At 42.1% G+C, this 19506-nt stretch carries 18 protein-coding genes; 14 read left to right on the forward strand and 4 right to left on the reverse strand.

The genetic code is table 11. The annotated features are described in order from the left end of the window. Nucleotides 1-94: 94 nt before the first annotated feature. A protein-coding gene (locus tag PV403_RS21530; RefSeq protein ID WP_332085932.1) for an IS3 family transposase occupies nucleotides 95-1434 on the reverse strand; the annotation gives its coding sequence in 2 pieces (ribosomal slippage) (nucleotides 95-1056 and nucleotides 1056-1434; 1341 coding nt in all). 188 nt (nucleotides 1435-1622) lie between these two features. Beyond that, complete coding sequence (locus tag PV403_RS21535) at nucleotides 1623-2633, reverse strand: alpha/beta hydrolase (protein WP_332085933.1); 1011 nt, start codon at nucleotides 2631-2633, stop codon at nucleotides 1623-1625. A 167-nt stretch (nucleotides 2634-2800) separates the two neighbouring features. Here PV403_RS21535 and PV403_RS21540 point away from each other — a divergent pair, with 167 nt between their 5' ends. From PV403_RS21540 to PV403_RS21550, 3 genes are all read left to right on the forward strand, one after another. Beyond that, nucleotides 2801-3370 (forward strand): GNAT family N-acetyltransferase, encoded by a 570-nt coding sequence (locus PV403_RS21540; RefSeq protein WP_332085934.1) that lies wholly within the window; start codon nucleotides 2801-2803, stop codon nucleotides 3368-3370. Between the two features lie 130 nt (nucleotides 3371-3500). After that, complete coding sequence (locus tag PV403_RS21545) at nucleotides 3501-5003, forward strand: MDR family MFS transporter (RefSeq protein WP_332085935.1); 1503 nt, start codon at nucleotides 3501-3503, stop codon at nucleotides 5001-5003. A gap of 144 nt (nucleotides 5004-5147) precedes the next feature. Next, on the forward strand, nucleotides 5148-5582 hold the full coding sequence (locus PV403_RS21550) for a hypothetical protein (protein ID WP_332085936.1): 435 nt from the start codon (nucleotides 5148-5150) through the stop codon (nucleotides 5580-5582). Between the two features lie 78 nt (nucleotides 5583-5660). Here the strand turns inward: PV403_RS21550 and PV403_RS21555 are convergent, their stop codons facing one another. Continuing rightward, nucleotides 5661-6929, reverse strand: coding sequence for an NAD(P)/FAD-dependent oxidoreductase (locus PV403_RS21555; RefSeq protein WP_332085937.1), 1269 nt, complete (start codon nucleotides 6927-6929; stop codon nucleotides 5661-5663). Nucleotides 6930-7207: 278 nt separating this feature from the next. Between PV403_RS21555 and PV403_RS21560 the strand changes: the two genes are divergently transcribed. From PV403_RS21560 to PV403_RS21590, 7 genes are all read left to right on the forward strand, one after another. Further along, entirely contained in the window at nucleotides 7208-8896 is a 1689-nt protein-coding gene (locus tag PV403_RS21560) for a two-component system sensor histidine kinase NtrB (RefSeq protein WP_332085938.1), read from the forward strand. Between the two features lie 462 nt (nucleotides 8897-9358). Beyond that, entirely contained in the window at nucleotides 9359-9793 is a 435-nt protein-coding gene (locus PV403_RS21565) for a BrxA/BrxB family bacilliredoxin (protein ID WP_213534846.1), read from the forward strand. Nucleotides 9794-9905: 112 nt separating this feature from the next. Further along, nucleotides 9906-10715 (forward strand): ammonia-dependent NAD(+) synthetase, encoded by an 810-nt coding sequence (nadE, locus tag PV403_RS21570; protein WP_332085960.1) that lies wholly within the window; start codon nucleotides 9906-9908, stop codon nucleotides 10713-10715. Between the two features lie 164 nt (nucleotides 10716-10879). Next, nucleotides 10880-11287: a holo-ACP synthase gene (gene acpS, locus PV403_RS21575; protein WP_332085939.1), complete on the forward strand. Its 408-nt coding sequence runs from the start codon at nucleotides 10880-10882 to the stop codon at nucleotides 11285-11287. 48 nt (nucleotides 11288-11335) lie between these two features. After that, the gene (gene mutY, locus PV403_RS21580) at nucleotides 11336-12481 is read left to right on the forward strand and encodes an A/G-specific adenine glycosylase (RefSeq protein ID WP_332085940.1); all 1146 of its coding nucleotides are present in this window, start codon (nucleotides 11336-11338) and stop codon (nucleotides 12479-12481) included. Between the two features lie 162 nt (nucleotides 12482-12643). Then, on the forward strand, nucleotides 12644-13045 hold the full coding sequence (locus PV403_RS21585; protein ID WP_332085941.1) for a CopG family transcriptional regulator: 402 nt from the start codon (nucleotides 12644-12646) through the stop codon (nucleotides 13043-13045). 14 nt (nucleotides 13046-13059) lie between these two features. After that, entirely contained in the window at nucleotides 13060-14802 is a 1743-nt protein-coding gene (locus PV403_RS21590; RefSeq protein WP_332085942.1) for an ABC transporter ATP-binding protein, read from the forward strand. Between the two features lie 67 nt (nucleotides 14803-14869). Here the strand turns inward: PV403_RS21590 and PV403_RS21595 are convergent, their stop codons facing one another. Beyond that, on the reverse strand, nucleotides 14870-15481 hold the full coding sequence (locus PV403_RS21595; protein ID WP_213534829.1) for a superoxide dismutase: 612 nt from the start codon (nucleotides 15479-15481) through the stop codon (nucleotides 14870-14872). A gap of 540 nt (nucleotides 15482-16021) precedes the next feature. On the opposite strand from PV403_RS21595, the gene PV403_RS21600 reads away from it, so the two are divergent. The 4 genes from PV403_RS21600 (at nucleotide 16022) to PV403_RS21615 (ending at nucleotide 19466) form a co-directional block, all read left to right on the forward strand. After that, entirely contained in the window at nucleotides 16022-16447 is a 426-nt protein-coding gene (locus tag PV403_RS21600; protein WP_160036533.1) for a GNAT family N-acetyltransferase, read from the forward strand. Nucleotides 16448-16619: 172 nt separating this feature from the next. Beyond that, nucleotides 16620-17204, forward strand: coding sequence for a signal peptidase I (gene lepB / locus PV403_RS21605; RefSeq protein ID WP_213534827.1), 585 nt, complete (start codon nucleotides 16620-16622; stop codon nucleotides 17202-17204). 51 nt (nucleotides 17205-17255) lie between these two features. Then, complete coding sequence (gene queG, locus PV403_RS21610) at nucleotides 17256-19079, forward strand: tRNA epoxyqueuosine(34) reductase QueG (protein WP_332085943.1); 1824 nt, start codon at nucleotides 17256-17258, stop codon at nucleotides 19077-19079. 123 nt (nucleotides 19080-19202) lie between these two features. Beyond that, nucleotides 19203-19466 carry a YneF family protein gene (locus tag PV403_RS21615; RefSeq protein WP_213534823.1) on the forward strand — a complete coding sequence of 88 codons (264 nt, stop codon included), beginning with the start codon at nucleotides 19203-19205 and terminating at the stop codon, nucleotides 19464-19466. Nucleotides 19467-19506 lie beyond the last annotated feature (40 nt).

The following is a 19506-nucleotide window of genomic DNA, read 5'->3' on the forward strand; positions in this document are numbered from 1 at the left end:
TAAAGCAGAGAAGTAAGTCAATATAAAAGAAATAGATCACTTCCTATTCAAAAACTAAACAGGAAGTGATCTATTTTGTTTTGAGAAACAATTACTAATTTAAAAGCGCAACTTTTTCAGTGGCCTCGTATGCTGCCGGAGTCATCTTTTTTAATGTCCATTGCTTTCTTGTATTGTTATAGTGGTCCATGTAATCATCAACCATTCGTTTTAGTTCTACTATACTGTTTGCTTGTTTATAAGGTATTTCATCTTTCATGTGCCCAAAGAAGGATTCCATCGGCGCGTTATCTAGGCAGTTCCCTCTTCGCGACATAGATTGTAGGAGTCCCATCCTCTTTACACGAGACTGGTACTCCGGATGGGTGTAATGAAAACCTTGATCCGAGTGAATCATGGCTTCCGGATGTAGTCGATTCCCGATAAAGTCTTCTAGTTTGCTTAACGTTCGATAGACAATTTCCATCCGTAAACTCGTTGAAAGTTCATAAGCGACAATTTCCCGTGTCGCCACATCTTTTACACAAGACAAATAAGCCGTTTTACCACCCTGAATTTGCAAGTAAGTAATGTCGGTTACGAATGTTTTCCCAGGTTCCTCTTGCTTGAACTGACGTTTTAAGTGGTTTGGTACCTGGCGGTGAGCTTCTGTAGCTTTGGCTAGCGTACGATAAGGATTTGCTCTTCGTACTTTGGCAAAGAACTGAAACTTGCGCATTAAACGCAAGATTTTTTTATGATTCATGGGCTGACCGGCCTTTTCAGCAACTTTCATATACAAACCACGATAACCAATTTTCCCATTGGCTTGATCATAAATTTCTTTTAGAAAGAGATAATCTTGATAATCTGATTCTTCACTCATGGCTCGTTTTTCTCCGTTTTGAAGCCACTTGTAATAGCCACTAGGACTTACTTTAGCTACTTCACATAAGTAACGGACCATGTTTTTTAATTGATAGAGTCGAATCGTTTCATTGATGGCTTGGTATTTCTCTCGAGCTGTTAACGACGATTCTTCTTCGCCTGCCTTTCTAACTCGTCTAGCTTTTTTAGTAAAGACAACTCCGCCTCTAGCAATCGAATACGCGCTTCTGCTTGAGCTAATTTCCTTTCTGCGGAGGCATTTTCTTTCTTAGGACGTCCTTTACTGCCTTTTCCTCGACGTTCTTCAAAAAAACCATTTTCTCCATAGGCTTGAAAGGTTCTGCGCCAACGATCTAAAGCACTTCGTGCTTTACTTAGGCCAATCACCTTCAAATCAAATCCAGCTTCTGTGAAAATTTCTGCCGGTCCTTTGCCAGCTTGGTTTTGTTTAACCGCTAGTAGTTTGAAGTCAGGGGTATATTGAATCGTTCGATCTGTCACGATTCTAACATTTGGATTGGCCTCTAATTGTCTTTGTTGGTGTTCATTAAAGATGATCTTACTCATGAAAAATACTCCGTTCTAAAAAATTGTAATGTTAGTATAACGGGACTTTTCTAGAAAGAAAATAGAAAAACCCCGAATGGTAGTCACTTTTTAAGTGTCTACCATTCGGGGTTCAGTTCAGGATAAAGGGGCTCACGCGCTTTTTCTTTTTTTGATTCATGAATTAAAAAGGACGATGCAAGGACGTACTAAGCTTCTAGTGGAGTAAGTGGATCTACTCCCTTGGCTGATTCGGAAGAAAAAGCGGGATGAGCGTTATGGGTTATTTCTTTACATACGAGATTTTCTTCTCTATACAAAATCTCATTAACAAAATGCATAACTTCCTTACGGTATAAGGACGGATTGGTCATATAAGCATTAGCGTGCTCTGCTTTTTCCACTAATAATAAACGTTTGTATCCGATTTTATGGGTGAATAAATCTTCGCTCATATAGGTAGGAACAAATCGATCCTCTATGCCGTGAATAAACATGACAGGGAGCTCACTTTCTTCTACAGCGCGCAGCGGCGATACCTGTTCTATCCGAAAACCGGCTCTTTTTAGTACACGTCGATGCATGATCGAATAAAACCAGGGAAAAGCTTGAAGTTTCACTCGTTTAATCTGATACTTCATAAGTTCAGTCAGATCGGAGTAAGGACAATCGGCAATCACAAATTTTACACAGGGGTTTGCAATGGACAGATATTCGAGAACCGTACCGCCGCCTAAAGATTGCCCATGCAGACCGATGAGGCAGTCCTGACCAACGCGTTCGTATAAAAAATCCACCCAAGCTGCTACATCATACTTCTCTTTGTATCCAAACGTTGTATAGATGCCTTCACTTTTTCCATGTCTCCGCTGATCAACGAGCAGTAAATTAAATCCTAACTCGGAGAACATCGTAATGTACTGCGTTGATATGGAGTGAGAAGCGGTGTAACCGTGCACTATAATAATCCAGCGATGGGAAGAAGGGTTGGGTTCGACTATGACGCCATGGAGCTTCAGACCATCTTGGCTTTTAATCCATACATCTTCTTTAGCCAGTTCATCATAGGCAGAGCGGTGATAGACACCTGCCTTTTCAAGCATGGAGAACAAATAATCTTCACTTCGTACCTTCATACGTATCATTTTTCTAAAAGTATACGTAAGAAGTCCTTCAACTAAGAGTAAGAAGGAAAGTAAAATGAAAGCAATTTGATACATAGTGGGTTGTTCCTCCTTCCGTGGATACTGACCGTAGTATACCCCTTGATTTATGTCTGATATCCCGGTACCTATGATTAACCACTTGTCTTCTTTTTCTTCCTGTGATTAGATGACTAGAGCAACAAGCTGTTTTACTTCAGAAAGGATGAATAGGAGGAATTAACATGTATAGATGCTCAGGACACCTCCCTGAATTACATACAGAACGATTGTGGCTGAGAAAGCTACGGAAGCAGGATAGCGCAGCGATTTTCCAGGTATGGTCTGATCCAGCCGTCACAAAATATATGAATATTGAGTCCATGCACAGCAAAGAGGATGCTGAGGAAATGATTGAACTCCTCGATGAGTGCTCGCAGAATGAGGAAGGTTTCCGCTTTGCTATTATTGAAAAGAGCAGTGGTAAAATTATTGGCAGCTGCGGATTTAACAATTGGCAGCTTGAAGGTGCTTTTCGTGGTGAGATTGGATATGAACTGGCTTCTTCGCACTGGCGGCAAGGATTCATGACAGAAGCGGTAACCGCAATGCTGAATTTCGGGTTTACTACAATGGAATTAAACCGTATAGAGGCTTTAGTTGATCCTCGAAATGATGCTTCTGCCAAGCTGCTTTCATCCCTGTCATTTACCTGTGAAGGGATTCTTCGACAGCTGCAATATACATCTACAGGTTATAAGGATATGCAAATGCACTCCCTTTTGTTTGAAGAATGGAAGTACTTGAGAAAATAAAATTCCAAAAACACTTCAAATTATTTCCCGTGAATAAATGTAGATGCTTTCTTCCATGGGAAGTAAGGGAATGGTAATATGGAATAGGTTTGCGTGAAGAGCAAACAAAGGAAAGAAGGTATTAATTTTCATGACGAATACAAGTAAAATAAATGGCCGTGGCCTCATCTTAATCGGTGTGCTGCTGGCCACATTTTTGTCTGCAATTGAAGGGACTGTGATTGGACCTGCAGGACCAACCATCGTGAGTGACCTTGGCGATGTTTCGCTGCTAAGCTGGATCTTTACGTCCTACTTACTGACGATGGCGGTCAGCACCCCGATCTTTGGTAAAATTAGCGATTTGTATGGCAGAAAACCTGTGTTTCTAATCGGTGTAGCTTTGTTTTTATTAGGCAGTATCTTATGTTGTTTTGCTGTAAATATGGAAAGTATGATTGCTTTTCGTGCCATTCAGGGGATTGGAGCCGGGGCTGTAGTTCCTGTGACGTTTACGATTATCGGCGACATTTACAGTATTGAAGAACGCGGCAAGGTGCAGGGATTGATTAGTTCGGTATGGGGAATTTCTTCGTTAGTCGGACCATTAATCGGCGGTTATTTTGTTGATTACCTTGGCTGGCAATGGATATTTGGATTTAATATTCCCTTTGGTCTTCTAGCGATGTGGTTTGTTGCGAAGTACTTTAAAGAAGAAGTAGTAAAACGAAATACGAAAATCGACTTTGCGGGTGCTTTTACTTTTATTATTGGGATTACTTCGTTGTTGATTGTACTCACACTCGGCGGTCAGTCTTACGCATGGACCTCACCGTTCATCATTTTTCTACTCATTGGTGCGATAAGTTTTCTGATCTTATTTGTTTATATTGAGAGTAAAGCAGAGGAACCGCTTGTTCCACTGAGTCTATTCCGTATTCGGGATATTACCTTATCTAATATTTCTGGCATGCTCATCAGCGCTCTGCTTATTGGTCTTTCGAGTTATCTTCCCCTGTGGGTACAAGGAGTGCGCGGAGGAAATGCGACTTCTTCTGGATTAATGCTCGCTCCGATGTCAATTGGATGGTTAATTGGAGGGATCATTGCAGGCAGGCTTCTTGTGCGGCTGGGCTCACGTAAAACCACATTGATTGGACTTACGGCTATTGTCATCGGTTCGGTCGGTTTACTATTTGTGGCAGCCAGCACACCAGAATGGGTGATGTATGTATATACTTTCATCTATGGTATTGGGTTTGGATTTTCTTTTACCGTGTTTACGATTATTGCACAGTCTTCTGTGGGTCATCGTCAAAGAGGAGCTTCTACAGCGCTGAATACTTTTACACGTACGTTAGGACAAACCATCGGAGCTGCTGCGTTTGGTACATGGTTAAATGTGCGTATTGCCGCCCTTTCCGAAGAGAATCATCTGGCCCAGCAAGGCATCACACAAGCAGATATTAATCAAATCCTTGCTCCGCATGGTACGGCTTCTATGCCAGATCATTTGAAGATGATGCTGCAAAATGTGCTCGAACTCAGTTTACATTCGCTTTTCGTTATTATGATGATCATTTCCGTTATTGCTTTTCTCGTTACTGCGGGTCTGCGGAATGCAGCGCCTGAACCTGTTACTGACGAAGATTAGTAACGATTATTTATCTATACTTTAACTCCATAATCTATGTAAGATTATTTTTTTCTCTTCATCTTTCATAAATAGACTCTAACATCGGCATACTAAGAAACAGCGTGACAGGCATTCTTGAATTCTAGATATGATGAAGAGAGGATGAGCGACGTGGAGGAACCTGCAATCATGATTCAGTTTCCTGATCAGACAAAAGCTCGCGGAGCGTTTGAAACGTTACTAGAGCTAGGATATAAACCAGAAATGCTCGGATCAGGACTTATGGATGTAAAAATAGAGCAACAGGACATTACGACAGCACTTGAAATCATCGAAGTATTTGAAGGAAAGATACAGGATGAGAACGGCAATCGAGAGGGGATTACTCCAAGTTTCGATGCTAAAGATGATACCGAATTCGCATACCTGTCCATTCCGGCCCATACGGTTAATGAAGATTTAGATGAAGCTTATTTATCTGGACGGAGCGACAATCCTTTCGGAGATAACTTCTTGGAAGAAGAACGTAATTACAGTACGGACCATGATGATTTTGGGGCAGCATACGGCGGCTTTTCGGGTAGTGTAAAAGCGTGACTATACAAAAAAAGCGATCATTCCGCAATGATCGCTTTTTTTGTATGTCCATAGCTCTAATAGATCGTTTATATCTGCTTATGCTCCAGTAGTTTGTTCTGCGGCGTGTTTACCTGCGGTGTATCCGGTGGAGAAGGCAGCGGTGATATTATATCCTCCGGTGTAGCCGTGAATATCAAGAATTTCTCCACAAAAATAAAGACCTTGCATGAGCTTAGATTCCATTGTTTTCGGGTAAATTTCTTTTAAGTTTACTCCGCCTCCCGTCACAAATGCTTCAGCAAGAGAACGAGTGCCTGTTACGATAATAGGGAAACCTTTTATTAAATTCGCAAGGGTTTCCATTGCGCCTTTAGGAAGGTGGTGATATGTCGTATCTTCTTCAATCTCTGCCTTTGTCAGGATTACGGGAATAAGCCGCTCAGGGATAATTCCCTTCAGCGAGTTTTTGATCGCTTTTTTCGGTTCCTGTTCGAGTTTGTACTTCAGTTCGTGCGTCATTTCCCCAAGAGATTTCGAGGGATAGAGATCAAGCTTCATCGTTACCTGATGTGAACCTGTTTTCTTCTGTACTTTGCGAATGAACTGACTGCATCGTAGAGCTACAGGTCCAGATAAACCGAAATGAGTAAATATCATATCTCCTTCATGACGAATGACAACCTTATCTTTTGCATCGTGAACCGAGAGGGCAATGTCTGATAAAGACAGGCCTTGCAGTTCTTTAGACTGAATAAAACGCTCGCCTGAAACAATAGGCACCTCAGTAGGATATAGCTCTGTAATGGTATGACCCGCAGCTTCAGCCCATGGGTATCCATCACCTGTAGAACCGGTTTGAGGTACTGATTTTCCTCCCGTCGCGACAATAACCGCATCCGAATGAACCATCTTACCAGATGCGAGCTTCACCCCAGCAACCTTCTGATCCTCATACACAATTTCGGACACGGGTGTATCTGTATAAATCTGTACCCCGAGAGCTGTTGCTTTTCCGATCAGTGCATCCACCACCGTCTTGGCCCGGTCTGATACCGGGAACATTCTTCCGTTGTCTTCTTCTTTTAAAGCAATGCCGAGATCCTCAAAGAACCGCATAATTCCTCTGTTATCCATATGTTGAAAAGCACTATACAAAAACTTGCCGTTTCCTGGTATGTGGCGGATCAGCTCATCTGGTTCTTTGGCATTGGTTACGTTACAACGTCCTCCGCCGGAAATTCCAAGTTTCCGTCCAAGTTTATTACCTTTATCTATAAGAAGAACGGAAGCCCCATGTTCCGCTGCTGCAACAGAAGCCATAAGACCGGATGGTCCTCCGCCAATCACAATTACATTTACATTCATTGTATGAATTAACCTCTTTCTATACCTTATTACGAATTCAGAACCCTGTGTAGGTCTCAGGGTGGGTCTCTTATCTATCGTATCAGAACCATGACATGAAGTCGAAACGATGTCGTAATTTGTTTTTATGTTGAAATAAAGAGAAAAGAACTTGATGAATATTGGTAATCTTGCGTATCTACACACAGAAAATATTGTAAAATAATGCCTGCTATGTTTTAATCAGGTTACATAAGGATGTGCTTCGGTAACGGTGCGCGAAGGAGGAATAACAGCCCATGTTTGCGGTCAAAGGTATTTTGTTGCAAGTCCTGCTTGCTGGTATAACTCCGCTTTTATTTTTCCTGTTTTTAGGGCGACTCGGGACCGAATTTCAGGAGATGAAAAAAGTATCATCATCTGTGCAGATCCAGCGTAGTTTACTGCTCTCATGTCTTATTACGCTTTGTTTATGTTTTCTTTTTTCATCTGTCTTATTAGAAAAGATATATCTGAACTTAAGTCTAGTTCCCGTGACCTTATCCATCTTGTACGGATCCTATCCAATTGGGATTTTAGTCTCTATCATCTCGATGTTAGCCTTCTCTTTTATCTCCGACTATTGGACAGAACCCGCTATCTTTTTAGGATCAGGTGCTTTACTTTATCCTATCATGTTATTGTTCGTAAAATATTTTAAAAAAGCAAGTCTATCCAGTAAAAAGAAAAAATTTACGATAATATGGTTTGCTTACACGATTCCTTGTTATGGAATTGTTCTGTGGAAATATAATTTAGAGCGGACAGAACAGATTGAATATGCGCTCTATTCATCGCTATACATTTTTTCCTCACTGCTTGTCTTTCTAGCTGCTATTCATTTAATGGAAAAAATCTTGGTGTATCACAGCTTTGCTGCTGAACTTGAAATAAGTTGGAAAGAATATCGTCATCAATTAGATATGAATGAACATTTATTAAATACCGTCCCTGTGTCAGTGGTTGCATTTGACATCGAAGGGAATATTGTCAATGCCAATACACGAATGCTTACTCAGATGAAGACGAAGGAATTTATGCCAAATTCTCCTGAAGAAATGATTGGAAGGCGAATTGAAGCCATCATTGGTATGGAACATGGACTGCGTGTAACCGAGCGAATTCGGAGTGCAAGCCAAACCGGTGAGATCACCTCTGAGTACCTGAGAGTAGGAACTAATACCTATTTCACTACCATATCTCCCGTTAAAAACCCGATTAGTGGAAGAATGATCGGATCATCAATGGTTCTTCAGGATATAACGGAACTGGAGAAACTTCGAAATGAGCTTGCACATGTAGAAAGGCTGGGTGTTGTCGGTCAAATGGCAGCCAGTATTACACATGAGGTGCGTAATCCGATGGCTGTAGTCAGAGGATTTCTTCAGCTGCTTAGGGAGAAGAGTCCCCGGTCTCTTGATCATTATTACCATATTGTGATGGATGAATTAGATCGTGCAAATAGTATTATTAATGACTTTCTTTCTTTGGCTCAGAATCATGCTTCGGAAAAAGAAGAAGTTCATCTCCATCATATCATTAAGGAGCTGACCCCTTTACTGCTCGCAGATGCGAACATGAGAGGTCAAACCATAGAAGTTACATTAGATGAAGATATTCCAAGCAAATTTGTTGATCCAAAGGAAATTAAGCAGCTGATACTGAACTTGGCACGAAACGGAATGGAAGCGATGGGGAATAAAGGTACTCTGATCATTAGTACGGCATTGGACGAGGGTAATGTGAGACTCAGTGTAAGTGACAGCGGCCACGGGATTCCCCTTGAAACGCAAAACAAACTCTTCGAACCATTCTTTACAACCAAATCAGAAGGAACGGGACTTGGTTTATCATTATGCCAAGGCATCGCCGAAAGACATAATGCAATCATCAGAATCGAATCCGAGGAAGGGGTAGGCACTACTTTTCATGTGATTTTTAAAAATTAATAAAATGGCGGCCTGTTTAATCAAGGGCAGATTCGTGTATCAATACATAAGAACTTAGGGGCATAAGTTAAGAGGGGATAAAAATCCTTATTCAGAGTCATAATAAGTTTGCCATCATGCTTTAGGTGTGTGGCTTAAGCATAATAGATAACTTTGTGACGAAGAGAGGAGGGATTCCCTGTGTCAAAAAATGATTCTAAACAACAACAGCTACAAAAGGAATCCAACAAAAAGAGCCATTCTAAAGGTCAAGTAACTGACAAGAAGCTGCAAGGTGACAATTTCCCTGCAACCTAGGTTGCAAAAAGATTCAAATCCTTGTGTATCTATGAAGGGGATCCATCTGTTTGATGAGCGTTCATCCTCCCTTGCGTTCACAACTTATGAATGTATAATAAGGTTAGCATCGATTTTTACAGTGATTAATCTAATATACAGATATTCATAAGGAGTGAATAAAACATGTCTATGTCTTTTGATCAATACATGAGAGATATGGTTCAGCCAATGAGGGATGAACTTACAAACCTTGGTATAAAGGAACTTCGCACTGCGGAAGAAGTAGAAGCGAATTTGCCAGAAGCAAAAGGAACAACACTGGTCGTTGTCAATTCTGTATGCGGATGCGCAGCAGGTCAGGCACGTCCAGGAGTTGCTAAAGCACTGGAAAACGAGGTGAAACCGGATCATTTATTCACCGTGTTTGCAGGTCAAGATAAGGAAGCTACTGCAAAAGCGCGTGAGTTTTTTGCTCCGTATCCACCATCATCTCCTTCTATAGCCCTGCTCAAGGATGGGGAACTTGTACACTTTATCGAACGTCATCAGGTGGAAAACCGTTCTGCAGAAGAGATTGCAGCTGATCTGACAGACGCTTTTAATCGTTACTGCAAATAGTCAGTTACATAACGCCCCTAGGTTTTCGGTTAAAACCCGAACTCACTTGGGGCGTTTTGGCTTTTCTTTTCTTATTGCCTATAAATATCATGGAGAAACCGAGGTGTGGATGATGAGTTTACAAGAACAGATCATTGCTGAATTAAAAGTGAAGAAAAGCATTAACCCGGAAGAAGAAGTTCGTAAACGTGTGGATTTTCTGAAGGACTATGTAAAACAATCACATACGAAGGGACTTCTCATTGCGATTAGCGGCGGACTTGATAGTGCAGTTGCAGCCGGACTATGTAAACAAGCGACCGATGAACTCACGAAGGAAACAGGGGAAGAATACAAAACGCTCGGCGTATTTCAACCTTACGGTGAACAATCGGATATTGAACATAGTTATGCTACAGCGAAAGCATTTGATCTTAAATATACAGTGGAAACGAATATTGAAGAAGCAGTGAATGAAATCGCACTTGAAGTGGAGCATGGTTTCAAAAATATGGGGATGTCTCGTCATATGTCACCACAGGGCAAAGGAAATGTAAAAGCTAGAACACGGATGGTTATGCAATATGCATTATCTTTTGAAATGAATCTACTCGTTGTGGGTACAGATCATGCATCAGAGGCGATTACCGGCTTCTATACAAAATGGGGAGATGGTGCAGTTGACATCACTCCGCTATCCAGTCTGAATAAACGTCAGATTCGCCAGGTTGCTGCTCATATTGGTGTACCTGATGAAATTATTAATAAGGCACCTACAGCAGGACTATGGGAAGGCCAAACCGATGAGGATGAACTCGGAATTTCCTATGAGGATAACAGCGACTATCTGGAAGGAAAAGAAATTCCTGCTGAAGCAAAAGAGAAGCTCGAAGCAGCTTATCAACGTACTGGTCATAAACGTAACGCGATCCCAGGTATTTAATACATTACGAATAATTACGATACGGAGTGTCTTACGTACATGTTGCCCCCGTTATTTCTGGCTTATGCCGGAAACGGGGGTTTTTGTCATCTCTAGAACATAGATTCTGGTGAGTCAGACTGTTACAATAGATTGGACCTAATATAGAAGGGTGGTGACCTCAGATGATCTATGGAATCGGCAATGATGTACTGGAAACGGAGCGAATTCGGCGTATTTTAGAAAGTGATCGAAGGACTTCGTTTATTAACAGGCTTCTGACCAAAAAAGAGCAGGATCTTCTTTATACACGAAATAAAAATGAGCTGGCTTATGTCTCGGGACGTTTTGCTGCTAAAGAAGCCATAACAAAAGCATTTGGCTGCGGAATCGGAAAAACGATTGGATTTCAAGATCTCGAAATTTTGCCTGATGAGAAGGGAAAACCTATCGTTTCATTAACTGCGGATGCTTGGCAGCGTCTTGATCTCACCGGGGAACAGGAGTATCTTATTCATCTGAGTATTTCACATCAACCCGCTGTAGCCGCAGCTTTTGCGATCATAGAACGAATAGACCAAACGGCAGAATAATGTAGCTTACTATAGATGTAGAAACAAGGATGGGAGAACAAACAGGAAATGGATCAACGTATGGCAAAACAATATTTCAGCACCGAGCTGCTGAATTGGTATATGCAGAATAAACGGGATTTGCCTTGGCGTCGCCATCGCAACCCTTATTATATTTGGGTATCTGAAATTATGCTTCAACAAACCAGGGTAGAAACCGTTAAGCCTTATTTTGAACGGTTCATTACTCGCTTTCCGACTTTGACGGATCTGGCCGAAGCGCCAGAGGAAGATGTACTGAAGCTCTGGGAAGGGCTTGGTTATTATTCACGTGCACGAAACCTTCAAGCGGCAGCAAAGCAAGTCCTTGAGCTCCATGGGGGAGAGGTGCCTAATGAAAAGGATGCTGTCTTTAACCTCAAGGGAGTAGGTCCGTATACAGCGGGTGCAATTCTCAGCATTGCTTTTAATCAGCCTGAGCCTGCCGTGGATGGAAATGTTATGCGGGTATTGTCGCGGTACTTCTTAATTGAAGACGATATTATGAAAGGCAGTACTCGGGTCAAAATGGAGACTTTGGCAGCGGAGCTCATTCCGCAAGGACGAGCAGGTGACTTTAATCAAGCGCTGATGGAACTAGGCGCCCTTGTATGTACACCGAAATCACCGCATTGTCTGACTTGTCCTGTGATGGAGATGTGCAAAGGCCGGATCGAAGGCAGAGAAGATACTTTGCCTGTGAAGAAGAAAGCGAAACCTCCTCGTCCAGAGCAGCGCATTGCAGCCTTGGTTACAGGAACATCAATAAACGAAGGTAAGATTCTCGTTCGTCAGCGTCCGCAAACCGGACTGCTTGCTAGAATGTGGGAGCTGCCGCATGTACTTGCTTCTGAGCCAGGCGGACTTGCTTCACAGGTACCGGATGAGCCAGCAATGGACATGATGAAAGGTCATCTACTAGAAGAGGGTTACGCAATAAATCCGAAAGAGTTCTGGAAGATTGCTGAACATACGTTTAGTCATATTCATTGGAATCTTCAAGTGTATCGCTGTGAACAAGCAGATCACATGGTAAGCCCTGCTATGGTGGCAGAGAGAATCGAAACTTATAAGACCGAAGGATATGTATATAAGTGGATCGGGCCAAACGATATGGAAACCATGGCGTTTCCGAATGTATTCCTAAAACTGCTTAAAGAACATTTTGCCTTATAAAATACAAATATTTCTTACACTAAGTCTGCTTCGTTGAAGCAGACTTTTTCTTTTTATATTTAAAAAATAAAATTATTGAATATAATGGAATTAAATGTTATAAAATAAGGTATACATACTCCACACGGAGTATAAATTTAGGAAAAGAGGAATTCCCCCGAGATGAATGATCAAGATAAAATCGAGAAAGTGACCGTAAATGTAGGGATTGTAGACTTAGGTCAGATGGATTTGTTGGTAGATCAAGCCTTTTATTCAAACCGGACTGATTTTATCAGGACAGCCATTCGGAATCAGCTTGAGGCGCATCGGAAGGACATACAGGATTATGTAACACGTAAAATAACAGCAGTCGGTGTGGTGATTTATGATCGGCACGATCTTGAAATGTTACGGGAGTCAAAGACAAAGATTGAGATTCGTCTTATCGGTCAACTCGTATTTACTAAAGATGTCGATGTAGAACTAGTACGTGACACAGTAAAGCACATCCAGCATTTCGGAGTAATAAAAGCAAGCAAAGAAGTGAAAGAAGTGATTAAGGAAATCCAAACTTTAGGATAAAAGGAGCTGTATAGGTGGCTGTTTTTAAAGGTCTAATCCGCAAATATTGGTACTTCTATGTGGTGCTTGGTCTAGTAACGGTTATTGATATCACGATGAATTTATCCATTGCATGGCTTTTTGGCAACTTAACAGAAACGGCTGTATCCCGTAATACGGCGAAATTTCTTCCTCTGCTGTACGTCGGAATCGCACTCATTCTCATCATGGGTATTAATCAATATGTGAACGGATATTTAAAATCTCGTGTATCTGCAAACGTACAGGATGAGCTCCGTGCCCTGACTTTTCGTAAAATGCTAGGGCTTTCACAAGCCTACTACGACAAGCATCATTCAGGAGACCTGCTGTCCCGAATTACGACAGACAACAAGACGATTGGCGGTGCGCTCGGTCATACTCTTATTGAATTGATCAAAAATCCGCTTATGGCTCTTTGTGCTTTTATCTACCTCGTCATCATTGAATGGCGGCTGGCATTAATCTCCTTGCTGATTGGACCGACTATTTTATTATGCGGTGTACTGCTTGGGCGCAGTATCCGGGAGAGATCAACTGTATCACAGCAAAAGTGGGGGACCATGACCTCCTTTGTGCAGGATGTGGCAGGTGCGAGTATAATTTTCAAAGTATTTCGTCTGGAATCCATTTTTAATCAAAAATTCAGCACCCAGTCTAGAGCAGTAAGAGAACAGGAAATAAAGCTGGGCGCAACCACAAGTATTTTGCAATCTTTATCGAATATGATCGGTTTTTCGGCTTTTGTCCTCGCCATAACATACGGAGCCTATCTTGTAGCTGAAGATGTAATTACAATCGGAAGTCTTATGGCTTTTGTTCAGCTGATGAACTACGTCATTATGCCATTCACGACATTTGCTTCTACCTGGGGAGAACTGCAGATTTCACTAGGAGCGGCGGACCGAATACAGGAAGTACTTAGAGAGCAACCAGAAGAAGTGGAGAAACGGGGATCGTTACCAAGGAGTAACCATGAAGAGAAGGAAGTTCGTATTTCCCTTGAGCAAGTCGATTTTGCCTATTCAGATCGTAAGGTGTTGGATCAATTCAGTATAGAGATTGAACATGGGAAGTTCACTGCAATAGTAGGAGCAAGTGGCAGTGGAAAAAGCACGTTGTTCCGATTGTTGCTCGGCTTTTATAGTCCTGATCAAGGGGACATTCGTATGAATGGGGTGAGCTATTCGGATATGTCTTTACACGAAATACGAGCCCTGTATGCACTTGTACCGCAAGAGCCTCAGCTTTTTACAGGGAGCATTCGTGAGAATATCTTATATGGTAATCCGGAAGCTTCGGAGGAAGATATGAGGGAAGCGGTGGTACATGCGAATGCGCATTTGTTTATAGAGCAGTTTCCTGAGGGACTGGATACGCAGGTGGGGGAGAAGGGCAGCCAGTTATCTGGAGGACAACGTCAGCGGATTGCTATTGCTAGAGCGATTCTAAAGAATGCGCCCATTCTTCTTCTGGATGAAGCCACAGCCTCACTTGATAATGAATCGGAACATTTGGTACAGGATGCACTTCGACAGCTTATGAACGGAAGGACAACGGTAGCGATAGCCCATCGTTTGTCTACCATTCAGCAGGCCGACAAAATTGTTGTTATTCATGAGGGAAGAATCGTAGAGACCGGTACTCATGAGGATTTGATGCAGTTATGTGGACATTATTATGAGTTATATCGAACCAGACAAAATAATGATCTTATCGAGACTGAATCAATTGCTTAGCATAACCTGATAAAAACAGCCGCCTTGTCTTATAACAAGGCGGCTGTTCGAGTAATTATGAAATTAATTATTTCGCAGCTTCGTAACGTTTATTTACTTCATCCCAGTTGATTACGTTCCAGAAGGAAGCGATGTAATCAGGACGTTTGTTTTGATATTTCAGGTAGTAAGCATGTTCCCAAACATCAAGACCAAGAACTGGAGTCAGTCCTTCCATAATAGGGCTGTCTTGGTTAGGTGTGCTTGTAATTGCAAGTTTGCCGTCTTTACCTACAACGAGCCAAGCCCAGCCGCTGCCGAAACGAGTTGTTGCTGCTTTAGCGAAATCTTCTTTGAATTTATCAAAGCCGCCAAGCTCGCTGTCAATCGCTGCTGCGATCGCACCTGTAGGAGCGCCGCCGCCGTTAGGTCCGATAATTTCCCAGAATAGGCTGTGGTTATGATGTCCGCCGCCGTTGTTGCGAACCGCTGTACGGATGCTTTCAGGTACGCTGTCAAGGTTTGCGATCAGATCTTCAAGGGATTTACCTTGAAGCTCAGGAGCGTTTTCCAAAGCTGCGTTCAAGTTAGTTACATAAGTATTGTGATGACGATCGTGGTGGATTTCCATTGTTTGAGCATCGATATGTGGTTCTAGTGCGTCGTTTGCGTAAGGAAGTGCTGGTAATTGGAATGCCATAATGAAATTCCTCCTAATAAAATAGTTTTAAGTGAAAGGTACAGTCTCTATGTAAGAATTACCCCTCGTCAATTCTATTAAACCGTATTCAGCGTATTTAATCAACATTTTTGTTGAATAAGTTGTTATATAAGGGTTTATAATTTACATCAAGTTAACATTGTAAAATTATCATATGATAGATAACCTAACGCAAATAACAGATGTTGGCCGAAATGGAAGCCTAAAAATGTAAACGCTATAAATGAAGCGCTTTCAGAAAAAAATTGCGTGTTTTCTGTAATAAAATGTGGTTTAATGGACCAAGAAGTAAATACTTTTCGTTTTTTGTCGTAATTATATTTCCTGAACATTTCTAGTTGGCCTTTATGGGCGTGACAGATGTTCCAGCCGGCTCTTGGCCGGTTTTTCTGCCTGTATTTGAATACATATTCTGATTGTATCTAAATACATACAGAAAAGTGATCATCGGGTTTTGGGTAAAAAGGGATGCCTTTTTTGTAAAACCTCACTAAAGTTAACGAAAAGGGAGATTAACAGATGAACATTCGTTCCTTTCAGTTGAGTGACGCAAATCGCGTGACGGAGCTGCTGCAAGTTGCTTTGTCGGAAGATTGCTACGAGAACACGATTGGGCCTTTTGCAAGACAACTATCCTGGGACTCGGACCTAATCATGGTTGCTGAGGAAGACGGAGAACTTGTAGGTGCACTAATTGGGACTATCGATCAGAATCAAGGTTACATTTATCGTATTGCCATTCATCCAGATGCTAGACGCCGTGGAGTGGGCAAAGCTTTGGTTAAAGCTGTGGAGAAACGTTTTCAGCAGCGCAAAGTAACCCGCGTATGGGTTGCTGGTGATGAACATAACAAGGCAGCGATGCCTTTGTACGAGGCAATGGGATATGGTGCCAACCAGATTATGAAAGCTTTTCAGAATCTGAGTATTCTGGTCCACAACTAACTAGAGAATCAGGCATAAAAAATAGACACAAATAAATAGAACTAATATTCATCATATCAGGCATATCTTGGCTTCCGTTGCAAATGGAACCGAGATATGCTTTTCTATTCATATGGCATTTATAGAATATAGATAAAAAACGGCACTACAGATGATAGAGGTGACTTAAGGGATGAATCGTCATGTACCGCAAAAAAAAGATCGTCCGGTGAAACCATCTCCCTCGGGCTTTTCGATCACAAGAGAGCTAAAGGAATGGTTCAAAACAATTGCCATCGCTTTAGTCATTATGCTGCTTCTGAACCTATTTGTGTTTAACATTTCCATCGTTAAGGGTGAATCCATGCAGCCTACTCTTACCGAACAAAATCGACTATTTATAAACAAAATCATATATGAGTTTGAACAGCCGCAGCGACAAGATGTGGTTGTGCTTCATGATCCAAGCAATGGACCTGACCGTAAAGAGTTTCTTGTGAAGAGAGTTATTGGGATTCCCGGTGATCTCGTTGAGATTCGGGATCATGTATTATATGTGAATGGCGAAGCACAACAAGAGTCTTACACGGATACAATCATTGAAGATCCTGATTTTGGACCGATCAAACTCCAGGAGGATCACTACTTTGTAATGGGTGATAATCGCCATGCAGGGATGAGTAAGGATAGTCGTTTATTCGGAAGTGTTATAGCAGATGAGATTGTAGGAAAGGCTGAATTTATTTTTTGGCCTAAGGAGAGTATGAAAAAACTCTGAACGATACAACGTATGACAGAAACATACATTATATAACTTAGAGGTGAGAGTATGATTAGCGGACAGTCAGTACCGAGCCCAGATGGGCGTTACGAATGGTTGAAGCAAGAAATTATTGCCGCAGCGCCGTCACTCGGTATTGATGATATCGGGTTTGCGGCCGCTGATCCTTTTGTTTCATTACGTTCAATCTTAGAAGAGCACCGGGCAAAAGGTTATGAATCAGGGTTCGAAGAGCGAGATATAGAGAAACGGGTCAACCCTGCTTTAGATGATGCGAAACCAGCTTCACTGATTGCGATCGCCATTGCGTATCCATCAAAGATGAAAGATCCACCGAAGTCAGAACCGGGAAAATATAGAGGGATTTTGGCGCGTTCATCTTGGGGGCAAGATTATCATCATGTCCTTCGAGCAGCGATGGATAAACTTTCGGATTTTATCAAGGAAAGAGTACCAGAAGCTCGCATTGAAAGCATGGTTGATACGGGAGTTTTGGTAGACCGTGCTGTTTCCCAGCGAGCGGGTATTGGATTTAGCGGCAAAAATTGTGCCATCATTTCTCCTACACTCGGTTCCTGGATTTTTCTTGGGGAGCTTGTGACGAACATTCCTTTCACACCGGATGAACCGGTTACGGAAGGTTGCGGGGAATGCACGAAATGTATTGATGCCTGCCCTACCGGCGCTTTGGTTGGACCGGGGCAGCTCAATGCTCAGAAATGTATATCTTTCTTGACACAAACCAAAGGATTTTTGGATGATGAATATATGAAAAAGATCGGGAATCGGCTTTATGGATGTGATACATGCCAGATAGTATGTCCTAAGAACAAAGGCAAAAACTGGAATCATCATCCTGAATTTGAGCCAGACCCGGAGGTTGTAAAACCGTTATTGTTACCGATTCTTGATTTAAGCAATAAAGAATTCAAAGAACGTTTTGGTCACACCTCTGCCGCTTGGCGAGGTAAAAAACCAATTCAGCGTAATGCAGTTATTGGACTGGGGAATTTTAAAGATAAGTCAGCTATACCGAAATTGAGCGAAGTGCTCCTGCGCGATCCGCGGCCTGAGCTGAGAGGAACCGCCGCATGGGCACTCGGCCAAATAGGAGGGGACGAAGTAATGAACACACTAACAAAGGCATCTTTAAGAGAAGAACATGAGACCGTCCTGGCGATGATCCAAAAAGCGGGAGAACGTTTGGGTGCTCAACTTCCTGCAAAAACCAATAGTGAAGCTGTACTAAGCAGCAGTTCTGGTGAACAACATAACGAAACTGCCTCAGAGGCAGATCATATAGAAGGTAAGACTCCGGATCAGGCTGTATCCTGGAAGCCAACAACGGTTACAAACCAATCGGGTACGCCTATTTATTATCATGAGATGATGACAGACCTTGGAGAGTTAACATTATGTGCAACGCCACAGGGCCTCGCACGACTCGATTTTGGTAATTATGCGGTGCGTGAAGCTCATTTGCAGCAATGGGCGAGAACATGGATTGGAGAGTATCATTTTGTTCGTGATCTAACTCCTTTTAAGGAAGCAGTATGGCAGCTGGACGAGTATTTAAAGGGTAAACGTAAATCGTTTGAACTAAAGCTCGATCTGCACGGAACCCCTTTTGAAGTTCAAGTGTGGAAAGCACTGGCTGATATTCCTTTTGGTCAAAGTGTATCAAGTTTGGATTTAGCAGAGACGATCGGCAGACCAAAAGCAGTGCGTTCTGTTGTGGCCGCTATCGGAAAAAATCCGCTGTCCATCATTATTCCACACCATCGTGTGACGGGTAATGAAGGTGGCGTTATCATATATCCAGGCGGCTTGTCAGTAAAAGAGAAGCTTATGACGATAGAGAATCAGAATTAGATATAAAAGTGGTAAGAAAAACACCAATTTCCGTTTGCTAGCAGCCATCCTACATGCTATGATATCGTTTGTAAACCGTTTTTAAACGATAGGAAATCTAGTTAAAAATAGGGGTGTAGAAGTATGTGGGATATTATCATACCCATTATTACACTAATTGTGGGCTTGATCGGAGGATTCTTTATTGGAGCTTTCTATCTGCGTAAACAGATGGAGAAAATGCAAAATGATCCTGAGGCTTTACAAAAAATGGCTAAGCAAATGGGTTACAATTTGAATAGCAAGCAGATGCAGCGTGCTCAACAGATGATGAAATCCCAGCAAGGCGGTAATGGATCTGGTAGAATGCAACCGCCTATGCGTAAAAATCAGGGCAGAAAAAGATAGCAGCTGCAATTTGCCTGCCAAAATGCGACGGCGGGGAGGT

Origin of the sequence: Paenibacillus sp. GYB006 (assembly GCF_036577645.1) — a bacterium.
Taxonomy (GTDB): Bacteria; Bacillota; Bacilli; order Paenibacillales; family Paenibacillaceae; genus Paenibacillus.

Bases quoted from the DNA above. Each gene is read 5' to 3' on its own strand.
- PV403_RS21535 (WP_332085933.1), bottom strand. From the start codon at position 2,633: ATGTATCAAATTGCTTTCATTTTACTTTCCTTCTTACTCTTAGTTGAA.
- PV403_RS21540 (WP_332085934.1), top strand. From the start codon at position 2,801: ATGTATAGATGCTCAGGACACCTCCCTGAATTACATACAGAACGATTG.
- PV403_RS21545 (WP_332085935.1), top strand. From the start codon at position 3,501: ATGACGAATACAAGTAAAATAAATGGCCGTGGCCTCATCTTAATCGGT.
- PV403_RS21550 (WP_332085936.1), top strand. From the start codon at position 5,148: ATGAGCGACGTGGAGGAACCTGCAATCATGATTCAGTTTCCTGATCAG.
- PV403_RS21555 (WP_332085937.1), bottom strand. From the start codon at position 6,929: ATGAATGTAAATGTAATTGTGATTGGCGGAGGACCATCCGGTCTTATG.
- PV403_RS21560 (WP_332085938.1), top strand. From the start codon at position 7,208: ATGTTTGCGGTCAAAGGTATTTTGTTGCAAGTCCTGCTTGCTGGTATA.
- PV403_RS21565 (WP_213534846.1), top strand. From the start codon at position 9,359: ATGTCTATGTCTTTTGATCAATACATGAGAGATATGGTTCAGCCAATG.
- nadE (WP_332085960.1), top strand. From the start codon at position 9,906: ATGAGTTTACAAGAACAGATCATTGCTGAATTAAAAGTGAAGAAAAGC.
- acpS (WP_332085939.1), top strand. From the start codon at position 10,880: ATGATCTATGGAATCGGCAATGATGTACTGGAAACGGAGCGAATTCGG.
- mutY (WP_332085940.1), top strand. From the start codon at position 11,336: ATGGATCAACGTATGGCAAAACAATATTTCAGCACCGAGCTGCTGAAT.
- PV403_RS21585 (WP_332085941.1), top strand. From the start codon at position 12,644: ATGAATGATCAAGATAAAATCGAGAAAGTGACCGTAAATGTAGGGATT.
- PV403_RS21595 (WP_213534829.1), bottom strand. From the start codon at position 15,481: ATGGCATTCCAATTACCAGCACTTCCTTACGCAAACGACGCACTAGAA.
- PV403_RS21600 (WP_160036533.1), top strand. From the start codon at position 16,022: ATGAACATTCGTTCCTTTCAGTTGAGTGACGCAAATCGCGTGACGGAG.
- lepB (WP_213534827.1), top strand. From the start codon at position 16,620: ATGAATCGTCATGTACCGCAAAAAAAAGATCGTCCGGTGAAACCATCT.
- queG (WP_332085943.1), top strand. From the start codon at position 17,256: ATGATTAGCGGACAGTCAGTACCGAGCCCAGATGGGCGTTACGAATGG.
- PV403_RS21615 (WP_213534823.1), top strand. From the start codon at position 19,203: ATGTGGGATATTATCATACCCATTATTACACTAATTGTGGGCTTGATC.